This window comes from Paractinoplanes aksuensis (assembly GCF_024137025.1).
In the GTDB taxonomy this organism is placed as follows: domain Bacteria; phylum Actinomycetota; class Actinomycetes; order Mycobacteriales; family Micromonosporaceae; genus Actinoplanes; species Actinoplanes aksuensis.
Genome location: NZ_JAMYJR010000027.1, coordinates 118,858 through 143,609 on the forward strand (window position 1 = coordinate 118,858; position 24,752 = coordinate 143,609).

The 24,752-nt window shown below is 71.6% G+C and carries 23 protein-coding genes and 2 pseudogenes; 13 read left to right on the top strand and 12 right to left on the bottom strand.

Going from position 1 to position 24,752, the window contains the following annotated elements; genetic code table 11:
- Positions 1 to 319: 319 nt before the first annotated feature.
- Positions 320 to 2,656 (top strand): X2-like carbohydrate binding domain-containing protein, encoded by a 2,337-nt coding sequence (locus tag M1L60_RS24240; RefSeq protein WP_253239789.1) that lies wholly within the window; start codon positions 320 to 322, stop codon positions 2,654 to 2,656.
- Positions 2,657 to 2,659: 3 nt separating this feature from the next.
- Here the strand turns inward: M1L60_RS24240 and M1L60_RS24245 are convergent, their stop codons facing one another.
- A complete protein-coding gene (locus M1L60_RS24245) occupies positions 2,660 to 3,526 on the bottom strand; it encodes a hypothetical protein (RefSeq protein WP_253239790.1) in 867 nt (288 codons plus the stop codon).
- A 57-nt stretch (positions 3,527 to 3,583) separates the two neighbouring features.
- Complete coding sequence (locus M1L60_RS24250; RefSeq protein WP_253239791.1) at positions 3,584 to 3,907, bottom strand: plasmid stabilization protein; 324 nt, start codon at positions 3,905 to 3,907, stop codon at positions 3,584 to 3,586.
- Between the two features lie 112 nt (positions 3,908 to 4,019).
- Here M1L60_RS24250 and M1L60_RS24255 point away from each other — a divergent pair, with 112 nt between their 5' ends.
- Together M1L60_RS24255 and M1L60_RS24260 are read left to right on the top strand one after the other, a co-directional pair.
- Positions 4,020 to 4,634 carry a TetR/AcrR family transcriptional regulator gene (locus tag M1L60_RS24255; protein ID WP_253239792.1) on the top strand — a complete coding sequence of 205 codons (615 nt, stop codon included), beginning with the start codon at positions 4,020 to 4,022 and terminating at the stop codon, positions 4,632 to 4,634.
- A gap of 97 nt (positions 4,635 to 4,731) precedes the next feature.
- Positions 4,732 to 5,961 (top strand): prolyl oligopeptidase family serine peptidase, encoded by a 1,230-nt coding sequence (locus tag M1L60_RS24260; protein ID WP_253239793.1) that lies wholly within the window; start codon positions 4,732 to 4,734, stop codon positions 5,959 to 5,961.
- Positions 5,962 to 6,031: 70 nt separating this feature from the next.
- On the opposite strand, the gene M1L60_RS24265 is transcribed toward M1L60_RS24260, so the two are convergent.
- A complete protein-coding gene (locus M1L60_RS24265; protein ID WP_253239794.1) occupies positions 6,032 to 6,712 on the bottom strand; it encodes a hypothetical protein in 681 nt (226 codons plus the stop codon).
- 290 nt (positions 6,713 to 7,002) lie between these two features.
- Between M1L60_RS24265 and M1L60_RS24270 the strand changes: the two genes are divergently transcribed.
- Positions 7,003 to 8,346, top strand: a complete 1,344-nt coding sequence (locus tag M1L60_RS24270; protein ID WP_253239795.1) for a ricin-type beta-trefoil lectin domain protein — start codon at positions 7,003 to 7,005, stop codon at positions 8,344 to 8,346.
- Between the two features lie 222 nt (positions 8,347 to 8,568).
- Here M1L60_RS24270 and M1L60_RS24275 read toward each other — a convergent pair whose 3' ends face one another.
- A complete protein-coding gene (locus tag M1L60_RS24275; RefSeq protein ID WP_253239796.1) occupies positions 8,569 to 9,384 on the bottom strand; it encodes a hypothetical protein in 816 nt (271 codons plus the stop codon).
- A 3-nt stretch (positions 9,385 to 9,387) separates the two neighbouring features.
- Positions 9,388 to 9,843: a DoxX family protein gene (locus M1L60_RS24280; protein ID WP_253239797.1), complete on the bottom strand. Its 456-nt coding sequence runs from the start codon at positions 9,841 to 9,843 to the stop codon at positions 9,388 to 9,390.
- A gap of 229 nt (positions 9,844 to 10,072) precedes the next feature.
- Here M1L60_RS24280 and M1L60_RS24285 point away from each other — a divergent pair, with 229 nt between their 5' ends.
- From M1L60_RS24285 to M1L60_RS24295, 3 genes are all read left to right on the top strand, one after another.
- Positions 10,073 to 10,957: an NADP-dependent oxidoreductase gene (locus M1L60_RS24285; protein WP_253239798.1), complete on the top strand. Its 885-nt coding sequence runs from the start codon at positions 10,073 to 10,075 to the stop codon at positions 10,955 to 10,957.
- Positions 10,958 to 11,048: 91 nt separating this feature from the next.
- A complete protein-coding gene (locus M1L60_RS24290; protein ID WP_253239799.1) occupies positions 11,049 to 11,927 on the top strand; it encodes a TIGR03620 family F420-dependent LLM class oxidoreductase in 879 nt (292 codons plus the stop codon).
- Entirely contained in the window at positions 11,924 to 12,673 is a 750-nt protein-coding gene (locus tag M1L60_RS24295) for an SDR family oxidoreductase (RefSeq protein WP_253239800.1), read from the top strand. The genes M1L60_RS24290 and M1L60_RS24295 overlap by 4 nt, the downstream gene beginning before the upstream one ends.
- Here the strand turns inward: M1L60_RS24295 and M1L60_RS24300 are convergent.
- Entirely contained in the window at positions 12,664 to 15,378 is a 2,715-nt protein-coding gene (locus M1L60_RS24300) for a helix-turn-helix transcriptional regulator (protein ID WP_253239801.1), read from the bottom strand. The genes M1L60_RS24295 and M1L60_RS24300 overlap by 10 nt on opposite strands.
- A gap of 139 nt (positions 15,379 to 15,517) precedes the next feature.
- On the opposite strand from M1L60_RS24300, the pseudogene M1L60_RS48325 reads away from it, so the two are divergent.
- The 4 genes and pseudogenes from M1L60_RS48325 to M1L60_RS24320 all read left to right on the top strand — a co-directional run.
- Positions 15,518 to 15,934 (top strand): annotated as a pseudogene (locus M1L60_RS48325) (ATP-binding protein); the annotation flags it as partial.
- A 118-nt stretch (positions 15,935 to 16,052) separates the two neighbouring features.
- On the top strand, positions 16,053 to 17,765 hold the full coding sequence (locus M1L60_RS24310) for an ATP-binding protein (RefSeq protein WP_253239803.1): 1,713 nt from the start codon (positions 16,053 to 16,055) through the stop codon (positions 17,763 to 17,765).
- Positions 17,766 to 18,020: 255 nt separating this feature from the next.
- Positions 18,021 to 18,275 (top strand): response regulator transcription factor, encoded by a 255-nt coding sequence (locus tag M1L60_RS24315; RefSeq protein WP_253239804.1) that lies wholly within the window; start codon positions 18,021 to 18,023, stop codon positions 18,273 to 18,275.
- Positions 18,276 to 18,501: 226 nt separating this feature from the next.
- Positions 18,502 to 18,882 (top strand): nuclear transport factor 2 family protein, encoded by a 381-nt coding sequence (locus M1L60_RS24320; RefSeq protein ID WP_253239805.1) that lies wholly within the window; start codon positions 18,502 to 18,504, stop codon positions 18,880 to 18,882.
- Here the strand turns inward: M1L60_RS24320 and M1L60_RS24325 are convergent.
- From M1L60_RS24325 to M1L60_RS24340, 5 genes and pseudogenes are all read right to left on the bottom strand, one after another.
- Positions 18,856 to 21,864 carry an AfsR/SARP family transcriptional regulator gene (locus tag M1L60_RS24325; RefSeq protein WP_253239806.1) on the bottom strand — a complete coding sequence of 1,003 codons (3,009 nt, stop codon included), beginning with the start codon at positions 21,862 to 21,864 and terminating at the stop codon, positions 18,856 to 18,858. The genes M1L60_RS24320 and M1L60_RS24325 overlap by 27 nt on opposite strands.
- 96 nt (positions 21,865 to 21,960) lie before the next feature.
- Positions 21,961 to 22,311: a chymotrypsin family serine protease gene (locus tag M1L60_RS24330; protein WP_253239807.1), complete on the bottom strand. Its 351-nt coding sequence runs from the start codon at positions 22,309 to 22,311 to the stop codon at positions 21,961 to 21,963.
- Between the two features lie 88 nt (positions 22,312 to 22,399).
- Positions 22,400 to 22,540, bottom strand: a pseudogene (locus M1L60_RS48330) (S1 family peptidase); the annotation flags it as partial.
- A gap of 109 nt (positions 22,541 to 22,649) precedes the next feature.
- Entirely contained in the window at positions 22,650 to 22,775 is a 126-nt protein-coding gene (locus M1L60_RS47130; protein ID WP_256517003.1) for a hypothetical protein, read from the bottom strand.
- 84 nt (positions 22,776 to 22,859) lie between these two features.
- The gene (locus M1L60_RS24340; protein WP_253239809.1) at positions 22,860 to 23,531 is read right to left on the bottom strand and encodes a DivIVA domain-containing protein; all 672 of its coding nucleotides are present in this window, start codon (positions 23,529 to 23,531) and stop codon (positions 22,860 to 22,862) included.
- A 275-nt stretch (positions 23,532 to 23,806) separates the two neighbouring features.
- Here M1L60_RS24340 and M1L60_RS24345 point away from each other — a divergent pair, with 275 nt between their 5' ends.
- Together M1L60_RS24345 and M1L60_RS24350 are read left to right on the top strand one after the other, a co-directional pair.
- A complete protein-coding gene (locus M1L60_RS24345) occupies positions 23,807 to 24,010 on the top strand; it encodes a cold-shock protein (RefSeq protein WP_253239810.1) in 204 nt (67 codons plus the stop codon).
- 85 nt (positions 24,011 to 24,095) lie between these two features.
- Positions 24,096 to 24,320, top strand: coding sequence for a hypothetical protein (locus M1L60_RS24350; RefSeq protein WP_253239811.1), 225 nt, complete (start codon positions 24,096 to 24,098; stop codon positions 24,318 to 24,320).
- 36 nt (positions 24,321 to 24,356) lie between these two features.
- Here M1L60_RS24350 and M1L60_RS24355 read toward each other — a convergent pair whose 3' ends face one another.
- Complete coding sequence (locus M1L60_RS24355; RefSeq protein WP_253239812.1) at positions 24,357 to 24,740, bottom strand: hypothetical protein; 384 nt, start codon at positions 24,738 to 24,740, stop codon at positions 24,357 to 24,359.
- Positions 24,741 to 24,752: the final 12 nt, after the last annotated feature.

The window sequence follows — 24,752 nt, forward strand, 5'->3', positions numbered from 1 at the left end:
CCGGGCCGGTCGACAGCGCCAGATGCAGGAAACATGGCCGAAACGTAGGCCCAATAATTTCCTTCGTCAAGTATTGATTTATTTGAGTTGACGGACCTACGCTCTGCGCACCCTGTGCCCGCCTCGACCTGCTCCGAGGCTGTTCACCGCCGGGTCTGCACCGTCCTGCCAACGTCCCCAACAGGAGGTGTGACCGTTGAGGTCACCACGCACCCGAGCCGCAACATTGGCCGTCGCTCTGCTTCTTCCCCTGATTGCCAGCGCCCGTCCCGCGTCGGCCGACCCCGGCCCCAAACCGAGTCCCCCGCCCGCACCCGCGATGCTGAGAGCCGCACCGGCCACCCCGCCGGCCGACGGCCCCGGTGATCCGTGGGCGGTCCGGCCGTACATGGGCTGGAGCAGTTACAGCATGCAGGTCTACTCCGGCAACGGTAAGTGGATCACCGCCGACCAGATCGTCAAGCAGTCCGACGCGATGAAGAGCAAGCTCCAGAAGTACGGCTACAAGTACATCAACGTGGACGCCGCGTGGAACGACGGTTTCGACGCCAACGGCCGCCCCAAGCCGAGCGCCACGCTCTACCCCCAGGGCCTGCAGAAGGTCATCGACCACGTGCACGGCAACGGCCAGAAGTTCGGGCTCTACCTGATCCCGGGCGTCGGCCCGCAGGTCTACGAGGCGGCCCTGCCCATCGCCGGTGCGCCCGGCTGCACGACCAAGGACATCGCCGCCCAGCCCCTGCGCAAGGCCGACTACTGGGGCATCGGCTACAAGATGGACTTCACGAACCCGTGCTCGCAGAAGTACATCGACTCGATCGCCGACAACCTGGCCCGCTGGGGCGTCGACTTCATCAAGTTCGACAGCGTCACCCCGGGCTCGGGCATCAGCGATCTCTCGCTCGACGCGCGCGACGACGTGGCGGCCTGGTCGGCCGCGCTCAAGAAGCGCAAGATCTGGTTCGAGCTGTCCTGGGCCGTGGACCCGAAGTACGCCGACTACTGGCGCTCTAAAGCCAACGGGTGGCGCATCGACTGGGACGTCGAGTGTTACTGCGGCGACGAGGCGCTCACCCAGTGGGCGAACGTGGCCCGGCTGTTCCCCAACCTCGCGACCTGGTGGCGCCACGGCGGCAACGGCGGCTGGAACGACCTCGACTCGCTCAACGTCGGCAACGGCACCATGGACGGGCTCACCCGCGACGAGCGGCGGACGGCGATGACGCTGTGGGCGATCTCGGCCGCGCCGTTGTACCTCGGCAACGACATGACCAAGCTCGACCCGTACGGCCTGAGCCTGCTCACCAACCCCGAGGTGATCGCGGTCGACCAGGCCGGCACCCCGGCCCGCCCGGTCTCGACGGCGACCCAGCAGCAGACGTGGTACGCGCTCAACCCCGACGGCAGTTACACGGTCGCCCTGTTCAACCTGGGCCGGGCCGACAAGGACATGACTGTGAACTGGTCCGACCTCGGGCTCACCGGCGCCGCCACCGTGCGTGACCTGTGGGACCGCAAGGACCTGGGCCGCTTCCCGTCGAAGTTCACGGCCCCGGCCGTGCCCATTCACGGCGTACGGCTGCTGAGGGTGACCCCGCAGCCGGGCGCGACACTCGCCGTCAACGACGACGCCCTGCGCGTGGGTTACGAGGGCGCGTGGACCCGTAACGGTGGGTACGAGGCCGCCGCCACCACGCAGCCGCTCGCGCTGACCGTGACCGACACCGGCAACACCGCCCCGCCCGCGACCACCGGCCCGGTCCGCACGATCGCCCACGACGACACCGACCCGGGCATCACCTACGCCGGCACGTGGTCGCAGAGCACCGGCCGCGGGTTCGGCGACTACAACGACGGCGTGCACTACACCGAGCGCAACGGCGACTCGTTCGAGTACACGTTCCAGGGCACCGGCGTCGCTTACGTCACCGAGCTCGACTCGTCGCAGGGCGAGGTCGACATCTACCTCGACGGCCGGCTCGTGCAGACCGTGAACACCGGGCGCGAGCCGGGTCAGCCCCGCCAGGCCCAGCAGACCGTCTTCAGCGTGAACGACCTGGCCAACGGCAGCCACACGCTGACCGCGGTCAAGAAGTCGGGCAGCTTCATGCTGGTCGACCGGATCGACGTCACCCAGCCCAGCCTGCTCGACCCGTCGGCGGCCGCGTTCGACCGCCAGGCGCCGGCCGATGTGACGGTCGAGCTGCTGCGCGCGGGCAGCGAACTCGCCGGCATCTCCCGCGGCGGCACGGCGCTCGTGGCCGGCAAGGACTACACGCTGTCCGGGTCGACCGTGACGCTGCGTTCGGCGTACCTGCTCGGCCTTGCTGTCGGTGAGGCCCAGCTCGACTTCGGGTTCCGCGGTGACCACTTGGACGACGTGCACGCCACCACGCGCAACGGCGACGCGGTGACGTACACGTTCACCGGCACCGCGGTCGACTGGATCACCGCCAAGGCCCCGGACCAGGGTCTGGCCGACATCTACATCGACGGTAAGAAGACCGTACGGGTCGATCTGAGCAGCGCGAGCCGCGTCACCCAGCAGAAGGTGTTCGGCGTCGCGGGCCTGGCCAACAAGCAGCACACGTTCAGGGCCGTCAAAGTCTCGGGCGACGTCCTGCGTACGGATGTCATCCGCTACACGATCCGGTAGGAATCAGCTCAGCGCGGCGGCCTGGATGTCGACGTTGCCGCAGGTGGGGTGGTGCTGCACGGCGTTGTTCCAGCCGACCCGCAGCGCCGCCCCCAGCGGGGCCCGGAACTTGAAGGTGAACACGGCGGTCCCGTTCGTCTCGCGGTTCTCCAGAGCGGCGGTCACCGTGCGACCGGCCAGGGTGGCCGTCAGCTTGCCCTGGGCCATCCACACCCCGGCGTACAGACGCAGGGTCCGGACGGTGGGCGAGGCGACCACCGAGAAACTGAAACTCGCGCCGGGCTGGCAGACGTACAGGCCGGTCGGGGACGGGCCGGCCTTGACGGTCGGCGTGCCTCCGGACCAGCGGAAACTCTGCGGGTTGTTGTCGTAGCGGCCGGCCGGCGAGCTGACCTCGAGATCCTTGATCTCCCCGGTGCCGCCGAGCCGCCGGTTGACCGAATCCACGTCTGTCAGTCCCCAGTGGATCCAGTCCCGGGCGCCCTCGGCCGTCAGATCGACCACTGCGGGTACGGGCGCGCTGGTGACGCTCAGCGACGGCGTGACCGGCGGCAGGCTGGTCCGCGGCTTTTTTGAAGGGGGCATCGTCTCGCGGGTCCGAGGCGGCGCGGGCGTCGGGGCCGTGGTCGGCGCCGTCGTCGGGGTGCCGCTGACCTCCGTCAGAGGCGGCGGCATCCACACCTCAGGCAAAGCAGCCCGGGCCGGCGCTTCTTCCGCGGGCCCGCCGGCGAAGCGCACGACCAGCGCGGTCACCCCGATGAGGGCCAGACTGGCGGCGACGGCGATCCACAACGTCCGGCGGGCCCGCCGGGTGCCGTCGTCCTCCGCCGCGAGCCGGCCCGGCTCTTCATCGTCGCGATGCGATGCCACGGAATCCCTCGTCGTCTCGCCCGTCGTTCCGGCGAGTCAGCGTACAGATACCGATGGTCAACGCGCGAGAGCCTTCTCGAGTTCGGCTTTGCTCATGGATGAACGGCCCTTGAGGTTGCGCTTCTTGGCCTCGTTGTAAAGCTGTTCTTTGGTGCGCCCCTGAGCCCCGCTGTGCGACCGTTTGCCGCCCCGATGACCCGACGAGACGTCGTCGAGCGAGGACCGGCTCGCGGTGCGCGATTCGCCGGCCCGAGCCCTTTCCTTGTTCACCGTGCGGGCCGCTATTTCCTTGGCCACCTTGGGCGGCGTACCCCGCTTCTCGGCACTTTCCTTGATGTGTTCGTACTGTCGTTCCCGTTTCGGACTGGATCCGGCCGGCATGACGCCTCCCGCCTGAGCTGATCGAGACACTCATCGGATTTCCCGTGTCCGGAAAAGCAAACCCGCGAGCCCCTTCGAAGTACGCTCTGGGGCCAGTCACCGGGGAGGCGGCATGACCACCGAGCGGGTCCGGCGTACGCCCGAACGCAGTGACGCCGCCCGCGAGCGCGTGCTGCACGCGGCGCTGCGGGCCATCGCGGCCAACGGCTACCGCGGCTCGACGCTGGCCGTGATCGCCGCCGACGCCGGCCTGACCACCGCCGGCCTGCTGCACCACTTCCCCAGCAAGGAACACCTGCTGGTGGCGGTGCTGGCCGAACGCGACCGGCTCGACACCGCGCACTTCGAGCTGAGCGGGTGCCGCGGATTCGCCGCCCTCGACCGGCTGGTCGAGCTGGTGCGCTACAACGCGATGCTGCCCGGGCTGGTGCAGGCGTTCACCGTGCTGCTGGGCGAGTCGGTCGGGTCGGACCACCCGGCCCGGGAGTGGCTGCGCGACCGCTACCCGCGGATCCGGGCCGACATCGCGCAAGCGCTGCGGGGCGGCATCGACCTCGGCGAGATCCGGCCCGACGTGAACTGCGACGCCAAGGCGGCCGAGATCGTCGCGATGATGGACGGTCTGCAGGTGCAGTGGCTGCTCGACCCGGACCAGGTCGACATGGCGGCCATCTTCGCCGACTTCATCGCCGTCGTGCGGCGGGCCGTCGCAGTTGGTAACGGATAGATAACGAAGCCTACCGCGCGGTTCGCTGAGAGGTAGACATAGATCGATCCCGTTAACGGCATGTTTCGTGACCGGACATCGAAGCTGAGGAGTCAGCATGGCTCTGTCGATCAACCGTCGTACCGTTCTCGCCGCCGGGGCGGGCGTCGCCGCCGGCGTGGCCCTGCCCGCCGGCGCCCAGGCCGGTGGCCATTCGTCGACCACCGTCGGATTCGTCCTCAACGCCCACACCCTCGACGGCGGCGAGCAGGTCACGTCGCTCACCCTCGACACGTCCCGGCTCGGGCGGATCAGCCCGTCCAGCCTGACCACTGCGACATTCAGCGTGCACGTCAAGGCGACCAGCCCGATCCCGATCACCCCCGACCCCGGGTACGACCTCGACCGCGTGGTGACCGCGGCCCGCGTCGACCGGCACGGCGACATCGTGCTCGAGCTCAGCACCGCCGAGGGCCAGCCCGGCGGCGGCACGCTCGGCTACCTGTTCACCAAGGGCCGCAACGTCCAGCTGAATCTCGCGTACACGATCACGCAGAACACACCGCTGATCGCCCGCGGCCGCCCGATCACGATCACCAAGTTCCGCCAGGGCCGCCTGTCCAACCCCGAGGTCGACGCCTACAGCTACCACGAGTCGTCCGCGGGCATGAAGTACCGCCTGTTCCGCCCCGACCACCGCGGCGGCAAGCGCCCGCTGATCGTCTGGCTGCACGGCGGTGGCGAGGGCGCGTCCCTGCCCGACAACTACTACGACAACGAGACCACGCTGCGCGCCAACCGAGGTGCCCTGGGCTTCTCCACCCGAGAGGCACAAAAGATCTTCAACGGCGCCTATGTCGTAGCGCCCCAGAGCTTCTCGGCCTGGATGCAGGACGGCCCCCGCTTCGCCCCGCTGATCCAGCAGATCGTGGACGACGTCGCGCGCCGCCACGCCGTCGACCGCGACCGCATCCACGTGGTCGGCTGCAGCAACGGCGGCTACATGTCGATGAAGATGACCACCGTCTACCCCCGCACCTACGCGTCCTCGGTGCCCATCTGCGGGGTCGTGGCCGGCAACCCACCCCTGATCCCCGACGCCGAGCTGACCGCCATCACCACCCCCACCTGGCTGGTCACCTCCCTCGACGACACCACGGTCAACCCCCAGGCCAACACGGTCCACGCCCACGACCTGATCCCCCGCTCCCGAATGACCCTCTACGACAACGTCATCTGGAACGGCCACCAGTTCCCCGGCCACTGGTCCTGGATCTACGTAGCCCGCAACGACCCGAAGATCGCCGGCACCCCCATCTGGCAGTGGATGTCCCGCCAACGCCGCTGACCCCGACACACAAGGCACTCCACCACGGCAGCACCGACACCCCTCGGTGCTGCCGTGGATCGCCGCGGAGTCATTCGGGCTCGTCCCAGTCAGCGTTTGTAGCGCCGCGCCACTTGCCGGTAACCGGGTCCTGGAGAAGCCACGGTTGATGCAGCCGGCTCTCCGTCCACAGCAGTAGCCACGACGTCAGGGTCATGTCCTCCCGGAACACGGCCACCCCGAGATCGTCCTCGGGTGCGGGATTGGGATCTACCGCCCACATCACGTCAAGCGGACCATCCAGATCTACGAACGAGGCGATGCCGCAACCCCAATGGCAGATCTGCAACAGGTTGCGCGCCTCCGTCGGCCACCACTTGGGCCATCCAGCGAGGTAGCTGGGCGCGAGCTCGGCAATCGGGACCAGTCCGTAACCCGGGCCGAACCCGCCGTCGCCCAACTCCAGGTAGCAGCGTCGCAACAGTCGAGGCAGCGGCCTTCCGATCGCCGCCTCACACGCTTCGACCGCATCGACTGCGGCCGGTTCCAACGGCGGTAGAGAAGGAATCCGCCCGGCCTCGCGTAATGTCCGAAAATCGGGCTCCCGCCGGCCATGGATACGCGCGAGCTGACCGTCCGACACATGCCTGAACGCACCGCCGCCCTCCAGGCCCTCTCCCGGAACTCCCAACATCGAGTCCAGGTACTCCCCAGCCTCGATACGCATTCGGACGGCCTCAACGGCCTGGTTCTCTTGGTCTTCCTCGGTCACGGCGCGATCATGCTCCAGGGGTACGACATCAATCGGTACGGCAAGTCCGCCGGCCCCGCGCACCGCATGAGGGAAGACCCAGGACGGACGCCATGAGGCATGCGCGGTGGTCGTGGGCGGGGACGGTCGTCGATGTACTTTCGGGCAAGCCCGGGCGTAATAATTTTCTCTAGTCGTTTGCTGGATGTAAAAAATTTGCGCTAGTTCATTGACTGGTGTCAACGGGCGTGGCGATGCTGTGGTCACTCCCCACCCCGAGGAGTCCCCTTCCCCCAAGGAGTCTGCTCTCGATGACACCTGCCCTGATTCGGCGGACGGTTCATGCCGTCACCGCCGCCCTCGTCGCCGCCGGGCTCACCGCAGCCGGCGTCGCCGCGGCTCAGCCCGCCCAGGCCGCGGTGGCCTGCGGCGTCCTCTTCGACGATTTCTCGTACAGTTCGGCCTCTGATCCGGCCCTGGGTCAGCGCGGGTGGCACATCCGCACCAACGCCGGCGGTCCGGGTGTGCCCGGCGCCAGTTGGTCGGCCGGGAACATCTCGTTCCCCACCGTGGACGGTCAGACCGTGGCCCGGCTGCAGGCCAGCACCAACGGCACGGCCGGCGGCACCTCGCACGCCGAGATGTCGCTGTCGGACCGGCGGTTCTTCGAGGGCACCTACTTCGCCCGGATCAAGTTCGCCGACACCCCGGCCTCCGGCACCGACGGCGACATCGTGAACCAGACCTTCTACACGATCTCGCCGCTGCGGTACGCGTTCGACCCCATCTACAGCGAGCTCGACTTCAGCGAGTACCTGCCCAACGGCGGCTGGGGTGCGAGCGGGCCGACCAACTTCCAGACGACCTGGTACACCTACCAGGCCGACCCCTGGGTGCAGGATCGGCAGTACAGCAGCCAGAGCCGCAGCATCGCCGGCTGGCGTGATGTCATGGCGACCGTCGCCAACGGTGAGGTCCGCTACTACATCGACGGTCAGCTCGTCGGCACCCACGGCGGCAAGTTCTATCCCCGGCAGAACATGTCGATCGACTTCAACCAGTGGTTCATCGACCTGACCGGGCACGTCGGCGGCGGCACCAGCGTCTGGCACGAGAACGTCGACTACGTCTTCCACGCCAAGAAGCAGGTGCTCAGCCCGGCCGAGGCCACCGCCCGGGTCAACGCGTTCCGGTCCGCCGGAACGCGGCACACCGACAACGTCACTGCCGACAACACCTGTACGCCGGGCTCGACCGACAACCCGCCGGCGAGCACGACCCGGATCGTCAGCAACTGGAACAACAAGTGCATCGACGTGCCGAACTGGAACTTCGCCGACCGCCAGCGGGTGCACGTCTGGGACTGCACCGACGGCACCAACCAGAAATGGCAGTTCGTCAACGGCACATTGCGTACGGAGAACAACAAGTGCCTCGACGTGGCCGACGCCGCCACCCATGACGGCGCGGCCGTGCAGATCTATACCTGCAACGGCACCGCCGCCCAGCAGTTCGTGCTGAGCGCCGCCGGCGACCTGGTCAACCCCCAGGCCAACAAGTGCGTCGACATCGCCGAGTGGAAGCCCGACAACGGCGCCGTCCTGCACCTGTGGACCTGCGTCGGCGGCGCCAACCAGAAATGGCGCCGCGGCTGACGCCCAGCACGTGAGCGAGGCGTGGCCCGGATGGCGTCAGGTGCCGCCCGGGCCACGCCGCAAGGCGTGTTTCATAACTGGGGTCGGACTGCGGCGAGGTCCAGATTTCGGCTGCGTGCGGCCCGCGGAAGGCAGGCTACCGGTGTTGTAACCGGCCTTTCGCGGGACGTGCGCAGCCGGAATCTGGGCCCGGCGCAGGTCGGGTCCAGTTATGAAACACGCCTAACATCCGAGCCGGTGGCTGGACAGGGCCAGGTCGTCGATCCACAGGTTGAACGCTTCCGGTGTGGGTCCGTTCTGGTAGAGCTGCCATCCCACCTTGACCGTGTCCACGACCGGGAGCACGAACGGGACGTCGTTGCCGCCGTGGTTGGTGGTCGACGCGGTCAGCTCGGGATTGGCGACGCCGTCGATCCAGACAGCCACCCGGTTGCCGGTCGCGTCGAGCATCCACTCGAAGCACTGCCAGGTGTCCTCGATGACCGGGGCCGACTCGCGCCAGTTGGTCCAGTCGCCGGTGGGGCCGCCGTCGGCGCCGACGCCCCAGAAGACGCCGGGCACGGTGGGTGCGTACTGACCACCCACCGGGCGTACGACCTCCGAGCTGCCCGTCCCGGTCGCCTCGACCAGCGTGAAGTGCGCCCAGTCGGGCGCGGTCGGGAACGCGTCGACGCGCAACCGCATCCGGCCGTAGAACCGGTTGCCCGGCGCCGCGAAGTCGTCGACCCGCAGGAACGCCCGGCCGTTGCCGACCGTGTGCACGCGCAGCACCTTGTTGCCACGCTGGGCCCGTTCCACGGTGAGAGTTCCGTCGCGGGTGTCGATGCCCCACTTCAGAGAGCTGGCGCCACCGATGGGCAGCCGCTGGAAGTCCTCACAGAAGAGCAGCCCGGGACGGCAAGAGCCAGCTTGAGGCACAGGACCCGCGGCGGCCGAGCGGGCGGTGAGGGCTGCGGGAGCCGCGCCCACCGGGACGGCGCTCGCTGTAACCGCGCCGAGCGTCAGGATCGCGGCCAGAACGGTGACCAGGCGGCGCATGTCCTACCTCCGGCCGCTGGGCTGCAATGGGCGGACGTTGGCGGCCGGCTCCGGTTCGGCGCGGCGGCGGGTGATGAGCGCGTCGACCGACCACGGCCCGGCCCCTATCACCGCGATGGCCAGGAAGGCCCAGGCGTACAGGGCCGGCGTCACCCCGCCGTTCTGGATCGGCAGCACGCCTTGCGGCTGGTGAACGACGAAGTACGCGTACGCCATCGAGCCCGAAGCCAGCACGGCCGCGGGCCGGGTGGCCACGCCGACGAGCACGAGCGCGCCGCAGACGAGCTGGATCAGCGCGGCGTACCAGTTCGGCCACGTGCCCGGCTCGATGGCCTGCCCGGTGCCGCGATTGCCGCCGAGCACGCCGAAGACGGAGGCGAGCCCGTGGCAGAGGAAGAGCAGCCCGACGACGATCCGGAACAGTGACCACGTCGGGGCGGTGAAGCGGTGGGGGGACATGGCTTCTCCTACAAAGACCGTTGGGGGACGGATTGCCCGAAGGCTAAGAGCCCCCGTAACTCCTACGCAATGACGTTCATCTATGTCCTGCTCAGCGCTTGGGAGCGCTCCCAAACCGTGAGAAGCCGCCGATGACTGCGCTTTGACTCAACTACCGGCCGATCCGGTGGATCGACCCCGGCCCCGCCCTAGCGTCACCCCCGGAACGGTCGACGCGAAGGGATCCACCATGACCAGAGCAGTTGTCCTCGACGGCTACGGCCCGCCGGAAAAGCTCCGGCTCACCGACATCGAGGTACCCGCACCGGGCCCCGGCCAGATCCGCATCCTGCCGCGCTTCTCCGGCGTCGGCCCGACCGACCTGGCCATTCGGGCCGGCCACCTGAGCGCGGCGTTCCCGGCCGCCCCCGGCACGGTCCTCGGCTTCGAGGCGGCCGGCGTGGTCGAGAGCGCCGGCCCCGGCGTCGACGACGTCCGCGACGGCGACGAGGTGGCCGTCTTCCTGCCCCGGCTGGGCGGATACGCCGGCCTGGTCGTGGCCGACCACTGGGTCCCCAAACCGCCCGCAGTGGACTGGGCCGACGCGGCCGCCGCACCCGCTTCGGGCGAGGCCGCCGTCCGCGTGCTCGACCAACTGGGCGTGTCCGACGGCGAGACGCTGCTGATCCTCGGCGCGGCCGGCTCGGTCGGCACGATCGCCACCCAGCTCGCGGTCGAGCGTGGCGCGAAGGTGATCGCCGCGGTCCGCCCGGCCGACTTCGCCGCGATGGAACAGTTCGGCGCAACCCCGGTCGACTACACCTCCACTCTCGCCCAGCCGGTCGACGCGGTGCTCGACGCGTCCGGCCGCAGCGACCTGCGGACCGCGGTCAGGCTGGCCGGCGGCCCCGAGCGGGTCATCACCCTGAGCGACCCCCGCGGCCCGCAGCTCGGCGTGGCCCTGTCCGAGGTGGTGCCCGCCGGCGTACGCCCGGCCCTGCAATTGGTGATGGACCGGCTCGCTACCGGCCGTTTGACGCTGCAGCCCCACAGCATCGTGCCCTTGGCCGAGGCCGCCGCCGTCCACACCCGCCTGGAGAGCGGCGCCCAGCGCGGCAAGGTCCTGCTGGCGTGACGCGAGCCACCCAACCGATCAGTACAGAATTCCTGGCCCCGGTGCTAGCTTCTCTAATTACATACCGAGCGATACAGAAATGGAGGCGGTGATGCGCGAAGAACTGGGCCGGGCGGGTCTCTGGAGCGCCCGGCTGCGCCACGCCGGCGGCCCGAAGCTGCGCGACCTCGCGGCCGAACTCGACGACCTGGGCTGGCACACACTGTGGCTGCCCGGCATGGACGGCGCCGGCACGCTCGACGACGTCGGTCATGTGCTCGGCGGCGCCCCGCGCAGCCGGGTCGTCACCGGCGTGCTCAACATCTGGGGTCAGACGGCCGCCGACCTGACCGGCCGGGTCGCGCGGCTCGACGCCGAGCACGGCCCGCGGACCGTCGTCGGCCTGGGCATCGGGAGCTCGGCCGGCGCCCGCGCGCACGGACAGACGTACGGGAATCCGGTCGTCACGATGTCGCGCTACCTCGACGGCCTCGGGCCGCAGGTCGGACCACCACGGCGGCTGCTCGGCGCGGGCGGCCCGCGCATGGTCGACCTGGCCGTGGCCCGCACCGCGGGCTGGCACCCGTTCCTCGTCACCCCCGGCTACGTGGCCGCCGAACGCGAGCGGGTCGGTCCCGGCCCGTTCATCGCCCCGCACCTGGCCGTCGTGTTCGACACCGACCGGGCCCGGGCCCGCGCGACCGCTCGCGCCGGCATCGGCCTGTTCCTCGGCTTCCCGACCTACCAGGCCGGCCTACGGCGCCTCGGCTTCGGCGACGACGACCTGGGTCCCGGCGGCAGCGACCGCCTGATCGACGCGCTGGTCGCCCACGGCTCCCCCGAGGACGTGCACCGGCGGATCACCGAGCACTACGACGCCGGCGCCGACCACCTCGCGCTCGACGTCCTCAGCACCGATTCCTCGAGCCTCCCGCGCGCGCAGTGGCGCGAGCTGGCCGGCCTCGTCACCACGAAGGAGATCTCCTCATGAGCACGCTCACCGACAAGACCGCGCTGGTCACCGGGGCCACCTCTGGCATCGGCCTGGCCGCCGCCCGCAAGCTGGCGGCCGAGGGCGCCCACGTCTTCCTGACCGGGCGCCGCCAGGCTGCCCTGGACGACGCGGTCGCCGCCATCGGCCCCCGGGCCACCGCGATCCGGGCCGACGTCGCCGACGCGGCCGACCTCGAGCGGATGGCCGCGACGATTCGCGAGCACGGCGCCGGCCTCGACGTCGTGTTCGCCAACGCCGGCGGCGGCGAGTTCGCCGCGCTCGGCGGCATCACCTGGGAGCACTACGCCGACACCTTCAACACCAACGTCGGCGGGACGCTGTTCACCGTGCAGACGGTGCTGCCGCTGCTCAACCGGGGCGCGTCGATCATCCTGACCAGCTCCAACATCGACGTGAAGGGCGCGGCGTCGTTCAGCGTCTACGCGGCCAGCAAGGCCGCCCTGCGCTCGTTCGCCCGCAGCTGGTCGGCCGAGCTGGTCGGCCGGGGCATCCGGGTCAACAGCATCGCCCCCGGCCCGATCGCCACCCCCGGGCTGAGCGGCCTCGCACCCGACCCGGAGGCCGCCGAGCAGCTGCTCAAAGGCCCGGCCAGCGGCGTGCCCATGGACCGGCTGGGCACCCCGGACGAGATCGCCGACGCCGTGGTGTTCCTGGCCTCGGCCACCAGCTCGTACATGACCGGCGCCGAGATCTACGTGGACGGCGGCGCCAGTCAGGTCTGATCGACCTCGCCGAGGGCGGCCGCCAGCTGGTTGCGGCCGGTGACGCCGAGTTTGGGATACACGTGGTAGAGGTGCGTGCTGACCGTGCGATGGGACAGGTAGACGCGATCGGCGATCTCTTTGTTGGTGAGACCGTCGGCGGCCAGGCGCGCCACCTGCCACTCCTGCGGGGTCAGGCTCTGGCGGGGTGAGGGAGCAGCGGCGTTCGGCCGGGACGGCGCCTCCCCCGCCGCGCGCAGCTCGCCGGCGGCCCGCTCGGCGAACATCCGGGCACCGATGGCGTCGAAGCGGCGCAGGGCCTCGGCCAGGTGGCGGCGGGCGTCGACCACCCGGCGCCGGCGCCGCAGCCATTCGCCGTAGAGCAGGTGGGTGCGGGCCAGCTCGAGCGGCGCGTCGCTCACCGAGCCGGCGTGCAGGGCCCGCTCGAAGTGGTCCTCGGCGTCGTCGCCGCCGGCCAGCTGGGCCCGGCTCCGCTCGACCAGGGCGGTGAGGTATTCCGAGCCCAGGGCGGCGGCGGTCGTTCCGGCCGTACGCACCGCGTCGGCGACCGCCTCGGGCCGGCCGGCCCGCACCGCCGCCTCGGTGTGGTCGGCCACCGCCCACAGCGCGCGGGTCGAGTGCACCCCCATGTGCCCGAACTCGACCAGCGCGTCGGCCACCCGGTGCTCGCTGAGGCCGGTCAGGGCGGCCGCCCAGCGCGCGTCGGCGCTGGCCAGGGCGAGCGGCCCGAGCCGGTCGAGCTCGTGGAAGGCCCGCAACGCCGCGCGCGCCGCGTCCAGCTCGCCCAGCAGCGCGTGGGCGCGAGCCACCGTGGCGTACGCGGTGCTCTCGGTCAACGGCTGCCCGGTGTCCTGGGCCATGCGGACGGCGTACTCGGCGTCGGCCAGCCCCTCGACCAACCGGCCCCACAGCAGGTGGACGTTGGCCCGGCCACGCAGGGCCTGCGCGTGATCGGCCGGCTGGCCGTGGTGATGGAACCACTCGCAGCAGAGGTCCCAGGCGGTGAACGCCGTCTCCAGATCCTGCAGGGACTCGGCCGCGATGGCCAAGGTCAGCAGGCCCTGACCGTGCTCGGCCAGCTCGGGGATGAGAGCCGGCAGCCGGGCCCGCAGCTCCGCGGCCTCGCCCAGCGGGGCCAGCATGGCCAGCGCGATCGACCGCAGCGGACTCGCCCGGCTGATGCTCTTGAGCTCCGCGGTCAGCCGGCTCCACTCGGCCCGGGGCAGGTTGCGCCCGCGCGCGTTGATGGCCGCGCCCCAGAGGATCCGGATCCGGCGGTCGACGTCCTCGGGCCGTTTCGACAACGCCCGGCTCATCGCGGCCAGCTCGGCCCGGCTGTAGCCGGGCACCCCGACCTGCATGCTGAAACTGAGCCGGGTGGCGGCGATGGCGGCGATCGTCTCCGGCTCGGTCACGATCGCCTCGGCCTGTTCGAGCAACCGCATCGCCTCGAAGTTCATCCCGGTCGCGCGGGCGGCCTCGGCCGCGGCGGCGAGCCGGCGGGCCCGTTCGGCCGGGCCGGGTGAGATCGCGGCGGCCCGCTCGTAGGCCCGTACGGCCTCGGGCTGGGCGCCGCGCCGGCGGGCCCGTCCGGCCGCGGCGTCGAGCTCGGCCGCCACCGCCTCGCTGTGCTCGACCGTGGCCGACGCCCGGTGCCAGGCCGCCCGGGCCGGATCGGGTACGACCGCGGCCAGGGCGAGATGGGCGTTCGTCCACTCCGCGGTGGTCGCGGCGCCCTCGACCGCCGACCGGACGAGGGGATGACGGAAGCGCAGCCCGCCGCCGTAGGCGCCGACCAGGCCGGTCGACTCGAGCGGTTCGAGATCCGCCACACCGGCGTCGACCGCCCCGGCCGCGGCCAGGATGTCCCGCAGGTCGGCCCCGTCGGCCGCCGCGGCCAGCACGAGCAGGCGCCGGCCGCCCGCCGGGAGCTGGGCCAGCTGGGTCAGGAAGGCGCGTTCCAGCCGCTTGGTCGTGGGCAGCCGGGAGTTCAGGGCCACCCGCTCCATCCCGTGCTCGCGCAGGGCCGCGGGCAGCTCGCGCAGGGCGAGCGGGTTGCCGCCGGCCTCGTTCAGCACGCGGGCCCGGACCGGGGCGGGCAGATCGGCGGCCAGGTCGTCGAGCACCGCGGCCGCGGCCCGGTCGTCGAGCGGCCCGACCGGAAGGCGCCGCGGCCACTGCTCCGCACCGTCCGAACCGGTGCGCATCGTGGCCACCAGCACGATCGGCGACTGCGACAGCCGGCGGGCGACGAAGGTGAGGACGGACTCACTGGACGGGTCGAGCCACTGCGCGTCCTCGACCGCGACGAACAGCGGCCGTTCGCCGGCCGCCTCCTCCAGCAGCCCCAGACAGGCCAGGCTGACCACCAGGCGGTCCGGAGCCTCCCCGTCCTGCAGCGCGAAGGCCACCATCAGGGCGGTCCGTTGCCGGGGCGGCAGGGCCTCGGCCAGCGGCAACAGGGGGTGCACCAGCTCGTGCAGCGTGTCGAAGCCGACCGGCGCCGCGTTCTGCAGCCCCGTGCACCGCAGCACCCGGAACCCGGCCCGCGCGGCCTCGCCGGCGGACAGATCGAGCAGGGCGGTCTTGCCGATGCCCGGGTCTCCCTCGAGCACGAGCGACGCGCCGGCCTCGCGCGCGCCCGCGATCAAGTCGCGCAGCACGGCGCTCTCCGCCTCCCGGCCGACCATACGAAAGGCGTCCACGCGACCACGCTAGGCAAAGATCACTCCCGGTGTCGACCGTGGCCGACCTCACCCGGTGAGGGCAGCGTCACCGGCGACGACGCCCGGATACGTAACGTCACGGATGCCACCCGGCCCGCGGCGCGGCAGAGTTGCCGCCATGATCGGTCGTGAGTCGCAGACCAGTGAGCTCCGGCGCCTGCTGACCGCGCCGCCCGACGGGCCGCCGGCCGTCTTCCTGACCGGGCCGGCCGGCATCGGCAAGAACGCCCTGCTCGAGTACGCCCGGGGGTGGGCCACCGAGGCCGGGCACACCGTGCTGAGCTGCGCCGCCCTGCAGAACGAGATGCCGGTCGGGTTCGCCGGCCTGCACACGCTGCTGCACCCGGTGCGTGCCCTCGGATCCGGGCTTCCGGAGCGGCAGCGGCAGGCCCTGGCCGGCGCGTTCGGCGAGGAGCCGGAGGCGGCCGGGAACGCGCTGCTGCTGCGGCTGGCCGTCGTCGGCCTGGTCGAGGCGGCCGCGGCCACGCGGCCGGTCACTCTGGTCGTCGACGACTGGCAGTGGCTCGACCCGTCGACCCGGGACGTGATCAGCTTTCTGGTGCGGAACCGGCGCGGCCCCCGGGTCGTGCTCGTGGCGACGGTCCGGGTGGGACGGGGACACCTTCGCCGGGCCCGGGGGCACGGACCTGGCCGTGCCCGCCCTCAGTCGTACCGAATCGGAGCTTTTCCTGGCCGCTCTGGGCGAGCCGTTGAACGCGCGCCGGCACGAGCTGGTGCTGCGGTTCGCGCAGGGCAATCCGCTCGCGCTCGGCGAGCTCTTCCACGCCGCCCGCACCGGCGCGACGATCGAGGACAGCGTCGTCCCGATCACCGCGCGGCTCGAACGTGCCTTCGCGTCCGAGGTCGGCGCGCTCGACCCGCGCGCCCGGCGCCTGCTGCTGCTGGCCGTGGCCGGGGTCGACATCAGCCTGGCCGAGTTGATGGCGGCCGCGGCCACGGTCGGCGCCGGACCGGGCGAGCTCGGCGCGTTGGAGGAGCACGGGCTGCTCACCGTCAGCGGCGGCAACCTGCGCTTCCGCCATCCGCTGCTGCGCTCGACCGTCTACGGCCGGGCCGCGCTGACGGAGCGCATCGCCGCCCACGAGACCCTGGCCGCCGTCGTGGCCGACCCCCACCGGCGGGCCTGGCACCGGGCCGGCGCCGTCCTGGGTTGGGACGACGACATCGCCCGGGAGCTCGAGGAAGCGGCCCGGGAGTTGGCCCGGCGGGGCGCTCCGGCCGAGGCCGCGGCCGCGCTGAGCCGGGCCGCCGAACTCACCACCGGCCCCCGCGACCGGGCCCGGCGCCTGGTCGACGCGGCCGAGCACGCGCGGCGGGCCGGGCTCACCGACCTGGTGGCCGAGCTGGTCGGCCGGGCCCGGCCGCTCACCGACGACCCGGTCGTCCGGCTCATGCTGCACACCATGCGGGCCGGCACGGCCGCGTTCGCCAGCGCGACCCGGCCCGACCTGCAGCCGTACGCCGATTTCGCCCGCGAGCTGGCCGGCCGGGACGCTGCCGACTTCGACGAGAACCTGCTCCGGCTGCTGTGGCCGATGGGCCCGCTCGTGTGGCTGTACGGCGGGGACGGCCCGGTCGTGCAGCAGGCCGTCGAGCACGTGCTGGCCATCCGGACGCCCCGGTGGAGCCCCTGGAAGTGGCTGCTGCTGGCCGCGCTCGACCCACCCCGGTTCGCCGAGCGGATCGTGCCCCGGCTCGACGAGATGCTCGCGCTGTGGGAGTCCGACCCGGGCGCGCTGCCGGTGAACTTCGCGCACATCGTCTCGGCCGTGCAGCGCGTCACCCGGTCCGTTCCCCTGCACGAGAAGATCCGCGACACCCTGCGCGCCGGGGGCAGCGGAGCCGACCAGGCCCGGCACGAGGTGGCCCTGGCGACCTCGCGCAACGTCATCGGCGACCCGCGCGGGGGTCTGGTCGCGGCCCGGGTCGCGACCCGGCTCAGCGAGGCGCTGGCCCTGCCGATGCAGACCGCGGCCGGGTACGCGGCCGAGGCCCTCGCGCAGGCCTGGCTGGGCGACGCCGCCGGGAGCCGGGCCGCGTTCGAGGCGAGCGAGCGGACAGCGCCGACGGCGTGGCCGATCGTGCGGGCCAACCGCCACTGGGCTGCGGGCCTGCTCGCGCTGAGTGAGCGCCGCTACCGCGAGGCCTGGGACCATCTGGGTCGTACGTCCGTGCACGCCACCACGTACCTTTGGGCAATCGGCGACCTCACCGAGGCGGCCGTGCCCGCCGGCGAGACCGTGGCCGCCCGCGCGGCGCTGGCCGACCTGCACCCGGACGTGCTGGCCCTGGACTCGCCCGAGGTCGACGCCACCTACGAGCGGGCCCGGGCCCTGGTCGACTAGTCCGGAGCGGCCGAGCTGCACTTCCGGCGGTCGCTGGCCGCGGGACAACGGGCGGGGCTGCCGCTGCAGCAGGCGCGCACCCACCTGGCGTACGGAAGCTGGCTCCGCCGGGAACGCCGGATCCTGGACTCCCGGCAGCACCTGCGGGAGGCCCGCCGCCTGTTCGACGCGGCCGGGGCGGCCCACTTCTCGGAGCTCGCCGCGACCGAACTGCGCGCCTCGGGCGTACGCAGCGAGGCCCCGGCCGGCGGTGAGGTGCTGACCGACCAGGAAGCCCAGATAGCGACGCTGGCCGCAAGGGGGCTGTCCAACAAAGAGATCGCCGCCCGCCTGTTCCTGTCGCCGCGCACGGTCAGCTCCCATCTCTACCGCATCTTCCCCAAACTGCACGTCACCCGGCGCTCGCAGCTGCGCGACGCCCTGACTCACGGCAGCGGCAGGCCGATCTCGTCGATGGCCACCTGGAACTCGGCCACGAGACCGTCGGACGAGAAGACCGTGCCGGCGTAGGTGTCGGCCGGCCCCCGATGCCGGCCACGCGCACCGTGACCAGCACCTCGGCCGGATTCGGAGCGGCCGGCAGCACGTCCGGCTCAACCACGACCGCCGAGGCCCGGATGACGAACCCCGGGGCCCGCCGGACCGGCTGGACCAGATCATCGACCGGTGCCAGGCCCAGGTGAAGAGCAGGTGGGTGCCGGGGAACCACCCGCCGTGACGGTACTACGGTGGCCGGATGACTGACGTCGACCCGGGAGAGTTGGAGCGGCGCCGGCTCGCCGCGCTGGTGGCCGCGGACAGCGCGCTCCTGGACGACCTGCACTCCGACGACTTCATCCTGGTCAATCCGGGCGGCGGGGAGTGGGACAAGGCGTTCTACCTCGGCGGCATCGCCGACGGATCGATCGACTACCGCCGGTTCGAACCGGTGACACCGCTCCAGGTCATGGCCGACGCCGGCGTGGCCGTGGTGAAGTACCGATCCGCGATCGAGATAGCCGTCGGCGGCGGCCCCTACGAATCACTCAACGCGTGGCACCTCGACTGCTACCGGCGGGATGAGCACGCCCATCAGTGGCGCTGCGTATGGTCACAGGCCACCCGCAGCAACGACTGACGGCAGGACGCAGCCGGTTTCGTCGCGGAGTTGGTGGGCTTCCTGTAGCGCCGCGTCTGCTTCGGGGGAACGGTTTTGCCGGCGGTTGATTGTGGACTGGACGGTCAGTGCGCGGGCCAGCAACACCCGATAGCCCGCCGTGCGGGCCCGGGCCACGGCCCGCTCGATTGTCGTCGCGGCCTGTGGCAGGTCGCCCTGGGACAGGTAGGCCGTGGCCAGGCCGGTGGTGGCGTCGATCTCGACGTAGACGTCGGAGGCCTGAGCCGCCAGGCGCAGCGCCGCCGAGTACTGGCTGATCGCGTCGTGGGTGCGGCCCAGCGCGAGGTAGGCCGGCGCCAGCGCGTTGCGGGCCTGGCATTCGCCCCCGACGTCGCCCACGGTCGAGCTCACCTCGGCGGCGTGCTCGGCGTGCTGCCGCGCCTGCTGCGGATCGACCGCCGCCGTGGCCAGCGACACCCGGGCCACGGTGTCGAGCATCGGTTCGTCCAGCTCGCGGGCCAGCCGCAGCGACTCGGTGGCCTCGGCCACGGCCCCTTCGGCGTCGCCCTGCTGGCACAGCACCATGGCCAGGTTCCCGCGGGTCAGCGCCTCGGCCGTGCGAGCCCCGTCCTGCTGGGCCAGCGTCAGGTTCATGAGCAGGTACTCCCGGGCGGCCGCCAACCGGCCCAGGCTGAACTGGGCGCCCGCCAACAGGTTGTACGCGTCCCCGGCGGGCCGCCCGCCGCTGCGGCGCGTGACGTCGAGGCTGTTCTCCAGGTGGTCGACGGCGGTTTCGAAGTCGCCCTGGATGAAGGCCAGCGACCCGATCGCGCTCTCCGCCACCGCCTCGGCCTCGGGCCAGCTCGCGTCCCGGCTCAGCCGCAGCGTCTCCGCGTACTGGGCGTGCGCGGCCGGAGCGTCGTGCCGCCGCTGGTAGTAGTTGCCCAGGCTCAGAGCGGCCATCGTCCGCGCCCGCACATCGTCGGCGGTGGCGGCGGCCGTGGCCACGGCCAGCCACTGGTCGCCGAAGCCGCGGCCCCAGAACCAGCCGCGCAGCAGGTCGGCCAGGTGCCACGAGCCGGGCTGCAGGCCGACCGCGACCAGGTTGGCCAGTTCGGCGTTCAGCCACTCCACGAGGTCGGGCACCGCGGCCGGCTCGGCGTCGCGGGGGCGGTCCTCCGGATAGGGCAAGCGGATCATCTGCGGGTACATCGCGCGCGCGGCACTGTCGCAGCGGCGCAGGTAGTACTCGTACAGAAGGCTTGTCGCCTCTTCGGCCTCGGCCGGTTCGGCGCGCCCCCGGGCGTACTCGCGCAGCAGGTCGTGTGGCGCGTAGCGGTCGGCGCCGCGGGGCTCGACGAGGTGGGCGCGGGCGAGGCGGCGCAACCGGCGGCGGGCCGAGTCGACCGTGCCGGCGGTGGCCGCGGCGACCGACTCCGGGGTGAAGTCGTGACACGGCAGCACACCCAGGATCCGGAACGTACGCTGCTCGGCCTGATCCAGGCTCTCGTAGGAGAGATCGAACGTGGCGGCCACCCGCAGGTCGCGTTCGCCGTCCACCGCGAGCGCGGCGAAACGGTCGAGGCGCAGGTCGGACAGGTGGGTGGCGATGTCGCGGCGCGGGTCCTCGGCCAGGTTGGCGGCGGCGATGCACACGGCCAGCGGCAGTCGGTCGCACGCCTCGACCAGGTCGGTGGCCGCGCCGGGCTGGGCGCCGACACGGGTGTCGTCCAGGAAGCGGCCGAGCAGTTCGACGGCGTCGGCCGGGGGCAGCGGCGGCACGGTCAGCGAGCGCGCCCCGTGCCCGGCCACCAGCCCGGTCAGGCGGTTGCGGCTGGTCACCACGGCGACCGCGGCGGGACTGCCGGGCAGCAGGTCGCGCACCTGTTCGGCCGAGCGGGCGTTGTCGAGCACGACCAGGAGGCGCCGGCCCGAGACCATCGAGCGGTACAGCGCGACCGCGTCCTCGTGCCGGGCGGGCACGGCCCGGGCCTCGACGCCGAGCGAGATCAGCAGGTGCCCGACCGCCTCGGCCGTGGGCATGGGCCGCTGCCGGTGGAAGCCGTGCAGGTCGATGAAGAGCGACCCGTCCGGGAAGCCGGCCGCCGCGTCGTGCGCCCACTGCACCACCAGCGCGGTCTTGCCGACCCCGGGCGGGCCGACCACCGCCACCAGGCCCGATTCGGCCAGCTCGTCGAGGCGCTTGAGGTCGGCCGAGCGTCCGGTGAAATAGGACGTGGCCGGGGGCAGTTCGGCCGGTGGGCGGGCCGGGGCGGGCTGATCACGCAGGATGGCCTGCTGCAGCTCGGTGAGCGCCCCGCCCGGTTCGATGCCCAGGTCGGCGACCAGGGTCTCGCGCAGGTCCCGGTACACCTTGAGCGCGTCGGCCTTGCGCCCGGCGCCGCTCAGCGCGCGCATCAACTGCCCGTGCAGCCGTTCCCGGTACGGGTTCTCGCTGGTCAGCACGGTCAGCTCGACCGTGATCCCCGCCCCCGCCCCCAGGTCGAGCTCGACTTCGAAGCTCCGTTCCAGAGCCGACAGCCGAAATTCCTCCAAGCGCATGACGTACGCGGTGAGGGCCCGTTCCTCGGCCAGTGCTCCGAACGGCCGGCTCTTCCAGCCGCTCAACGCCGTACGAAATCGGTCTCGGGCCTCTTCGAGCTCGCCCCGGCCCACGGCGTCGTCGGCGGCCGCGATCCCCGCCTCGAACTGCCGCGCGTCCACCGTCGACGGCTCGGCCACCAGGCAGTACGTGACTCCCTCGCGCACCAGCGTGTCGTGCCCGAGCTGGCGCCGCAGCCGGTGGACGTAGCTGCGCAGGTTCTCGACCGCCGACGCCGGCGGCTGCTCGCCCCATAGGGCGTCCACCAGCTCCGGCACGGTGACCGACTCGTTGAGGCGGCTCACCAGGACGGCCAGCAGCAGCTTCGGTTTGCCCGGCCCGAGACCGACCACTTGACCGTCGTGCTCGACCTCGAACCCGTCCAGGATCCGGAACCTCACCGCAGTCCTCCGTCACAGGCAGCTGCCAATCCGCCCACAACGATAGAAAAGACGGTCGCTGCGGCCCTCCCCGCAGGGGCGCCGCAGCGACCGATGTCACTCTCGGGTCAGTATGCCGGAGCTGGCGATCTGCTTCTCCTCGCCGTTGACCCACACCGTGCCGTAGGCCGAGACGTTGCTGTTCGTGTAGGTCACGATCGCGAAGTCGTTGCCGTAGCGGCTGCCGTAGTCGGCCTCGTGCAGGGTGCCGAGCCGGGTCCCGCCGGACACCTTGTAATAGGCGTCGGCGGCGCAGTGCCCGGCGGTCAGGAAGTACCGCTGGCCCGCGCTGTTCCGGGCGTTGACCCCGAGCGAGCACCGGTAGGTGTCGTTGTAGATGCCCTGGCCGCCCGACGTGAACGGGCTCGCGGCGAGCTTGTTGCGCCCGCCGATCCGGGTCAGGCTCACTGCCTTCCCGTACGGCGCGACGACAGCTCCCAGCCGGGCTGACCGTCCCGTCCGCCTCGACCGCCACCCGGTTGCCGCGCGGGTCGATCCCCCACGACGTCCCGGCGATCTTCGGCTCCACCGCGTCCAGCGCCGCCTTGATCTCGTCGAGCTTCTGCTGGTCGTACGTGACCAGTTCGGCCTGGCCCCCGGCCGCCCGCACGGCCACGGCCGCCTTGGTGCCGGTCACGGCGATGGTCAGATCCCGGCGGATCAGGTGACGATGGCGTTGAACAATGCGCCCAGAAAATCGAGGACGGTGCCGAACATCCCCCGGCGCTTGCGCTTGTTCCCTGAGGTCACGGCTTCTGTCCGGTCAGGGCGGCGATCCACCGCCGGGTGCGGGCCGGGCGGCTGTGGCGGGCCCGGTGGCCCCGCAGGTCGGACGGCCGGACGAGGCGCTCGTTCTCGATGTCGCAGGTCATGGGGATCAACCTATGAACCGGCCGGGGGTGGCCGCGTGAGCTGCCGTACTCAACCGCCTGAGTACGGTGCCCGCGAGTACGCCGCTACTTCTTCCCGTCGATGAGCTCGCCCTGGCGGGCCAGCTGGCGTTGCAGGGCGGCGTGGTAGTCGGCCGCGAACCGTTCCAGTTCGTCCACTTCGATCACCAGGGCGGCCCGCCGCACCTCGAGGTCGGCCGCCGCCTCGTCCTGCTGCCGGCGGGCCTTGCGGGCGATGGAGTCGGCCAGCCGCCGGGCCTCGTCACCGGTGCGCGCGGCCTCCTCGCGCCCCTCGGCCAGCAGCACCTCGGACTTCTCGCCGGCCTCGCGCATGTAGTTGTCGGCCGTCCGCTGGGCCATGGCCAGCACCAGTTCCGAGGGCGCCTCGTCACGGACCAGGGGCGGCGGGGCGGCGGCGGCCTGCCGGGCCTCGTCGAGCTGGCGCCGGGTCTGCCGGGCCTGCTGCTCGGCGCGGTCGCAGTCGCGGTGCGCGCGGTCGAGGGCGGCCGACGCCGCGGACAACTCCTGCTCGACGGCCCGGTCCGGCGCCTGCGGGCGACGGGCCGGGGGAACGGCGTCGCGCCGGATCCGCAGCGCCTCGTTCTCCTCGAGCAGCCTGATCATCTCGCGGGTCACGTCGTCCAGCAGGGTGTCGACTTCTTCCTCGTCGTAGCCCCGCCGGCCCAGGGCCGACTTCCCGAACTCCTTGTTGTGGATGTCGGCCGGTGTGAGAGGCATGGCGTTCCCTGGGGGTCGGGGGAGGAACATCGGAGCAAAGGGCTACGGTACGCGCCGTTCCGCTCGGCAGGACGGCCGACCTGTCTTGTCTGTGATACGGTCGCGGCGTTGCAGTTTTGATTTCCATGGACGTTCTGGGCGCCTGCGGGGTTATCTGAAACCCGCCAGGCGCTTTTTCGTTTTTCGTGTCGCTCTCCGACGCGGGTCATCAACGCGGCGGCGCACGGGTCCCGCATTTCCGCGGGCCCGATCGGCCCCACAAAGGAGCAGCAGACATGGCTACTGGCACCGTGAAATGGTTCAACGGCGACAAGGGCTTCGGCTTCATCAGCCAGGACGACGGCGGCGCGGACGTGTTCGCCCATTTCTCGGCGATCTCGGCCAGCGGTTTCCGCAGCCTCGACGAGAACCAGCGCGTGGAATTCGACATCACCCAGGGCCCGAAGGGCCCGCAGGCCGCGAATATCCGCGTCATCTGATTCGCCCGGCCCGACGGCGGCCCGACTGGTTCAGCGGGCCGCCGTCCGGCTCATTCTCATTTTCCCCGGAAGGCACCGCCCGACCGTGACAAATTCCTCACCGAGCGCCGACCCCGCGACCATCCCCGGTGGCTTCAGCCACGACCCGCGACCGGCCTCGACCACGCATCCCGAAGCTCCGGCGCCGACGGCGCTGTTCCTCGCGGCCCCGTCCGCGGACGACAAGCAGCCCACCACCCCGGCCTCCGACAGCGGCGAGACCACCATGCGAACCCTGCGCGACCCGTTCGCCGTCAACCGCTCGAAGTAGACCGACCGGATCGGTGCGGTCACCGACGTCGGGCTGTCACGCATACAAGAAGGCGTAAGCCCACGTCACCAACGCCGCCATACCTGCCGCGAAAACGGCGACCAGCAGGGCGCCCTGGCCTCGGCCGCTGGGGCCCAGCAGCACCATGGCTCGGTGGAAGGCATTGGTGAGCAGGATATAGGCGGTGAAGGCCGTCGCGCCCGCCACTGCGAAGACCATGAAGCCGGGCAGTGGTTTGTCGGCGGCCACGCTGGTCAGGTTGACGGCCAGTCCGAAGAAGACCGTGAAGACGGCCAGTGGATTCCAGAACGCCAGACGCCGGGGCACCCGGTCGTCGGCCGGGCCGCGCATCTCGACCACGACGGCGATGAGCAGGGCCGCTTGCACCTGGGCGAACAATCCCGCCGCTTCGGGAGACATGCGGCCAGCGTA

Bases quoted from the DNA above. Each gene is read 5' to 3' on its own strand.
- M1L60_RS24240 (WP_253239789.1), top strand. From the start codon at position 320: ATGCTGAGAGCCGCACCGGCCACCCCGCCGGCCGACGGCCCCGGTGAT.
- M1L60_RS24250 (WP_253239791.1), bottom strand. From the start codon at position 3,907: ATGCCGGCCGGATCCAGTCCGAAACGGGAACGACAGTACGAACACATC.
- M1L60_RS24255 (WP_253239792.1), top strand. From the start codon at position 4,020: ATGACCACCGAGCGGGTCCGGCGTACGCCCGAACGCAGTGACGCCGCC.
- M1L60_RS24260 (WP_253239793.1), top strand. From the start codon at position 4,732: ATGGCTCTGTCGATCAACCGTCGTACCGTTCTCGCCGCCGGGGCGGGC.
- M1L60_RS24270 (WP_253239795.1), top strand. From the start codon at position 7,003: ATGACACCTGCCCTGATTCGGCGGACGGTTCATGCCGTCACCGCCGCC.
- M1L60_RS24275 (WP_253239796.1), bottom strand. From the start codon at position 9,384: ATGCGCCGCCTGGTCACCGTTCTGGCCGCGATCCTGACGCTCGGCGCG.
- M1L60_RS24280 (WP_253239797.1), bottom strand. From the start codon at position 9,843: ATGTCCCCCCACCGCTTCACCGCCCCGACGTGGTCACTGTTCCGGATC.
- M1L60_RS24285 (WP_253239798.1), top strand. From the start codon at position 10,073: ATGACCAGAGCAGTTGTCCTCGACGGCTACGGCCCGCCGGAAAAGCTC.
- M1L60_RS24290 (WP_253239799.1), top strand. From the start codon at position 11,049: ATGCGCGAAGAACTGGGCCGGGCGGGTCTCTGGAGCGCCCGGCTGCGC.
- M1L60_RS24295 (WP_253239800.1), top strand. From the start codon at position 11,924: ATGAGCACGCTCACCGACAAGACCGCGCTGGTCACCGGGGCCACCTCT.
- M1L60_RS24320 (WP_253239805.1), top strand. From the start codon at position 18,502: ATGACTGACGTCGACCCGGGAGAGTTGGAGCGGCGCCGGCTCGCCGCG.
- M1L60_RS47130 (WP_256517003.1), bottom strand. From the start codon at position 22,775: ATGACCTGCGACATCGAGAACGAGCGCCTCGTCCGGCCGTCCGACCTG.
- M1L60_RS24340 (WP_253239809.1), bottom strand. From the start codon at position 23,531: ATGCCTCTCACACCGGCCGACATCCACAACAAGGAGTTCGGGAAGTCG.
- M1L60_RS24345 (WP_253239810.1), top strand. From the start codon at position 23,807: ATGGCTACTGGCACCGTGAAATGGTTCAACGGCGACAAGGGCTTCGGC.
- M1L60_RS24355 (WP_253239812.1), bottom strand. From the start codon at position 24,740: ATGTCTCCCGAAGCGGCGGGATTGTTCGCCCAGGTGCAAGCGGCCCTG.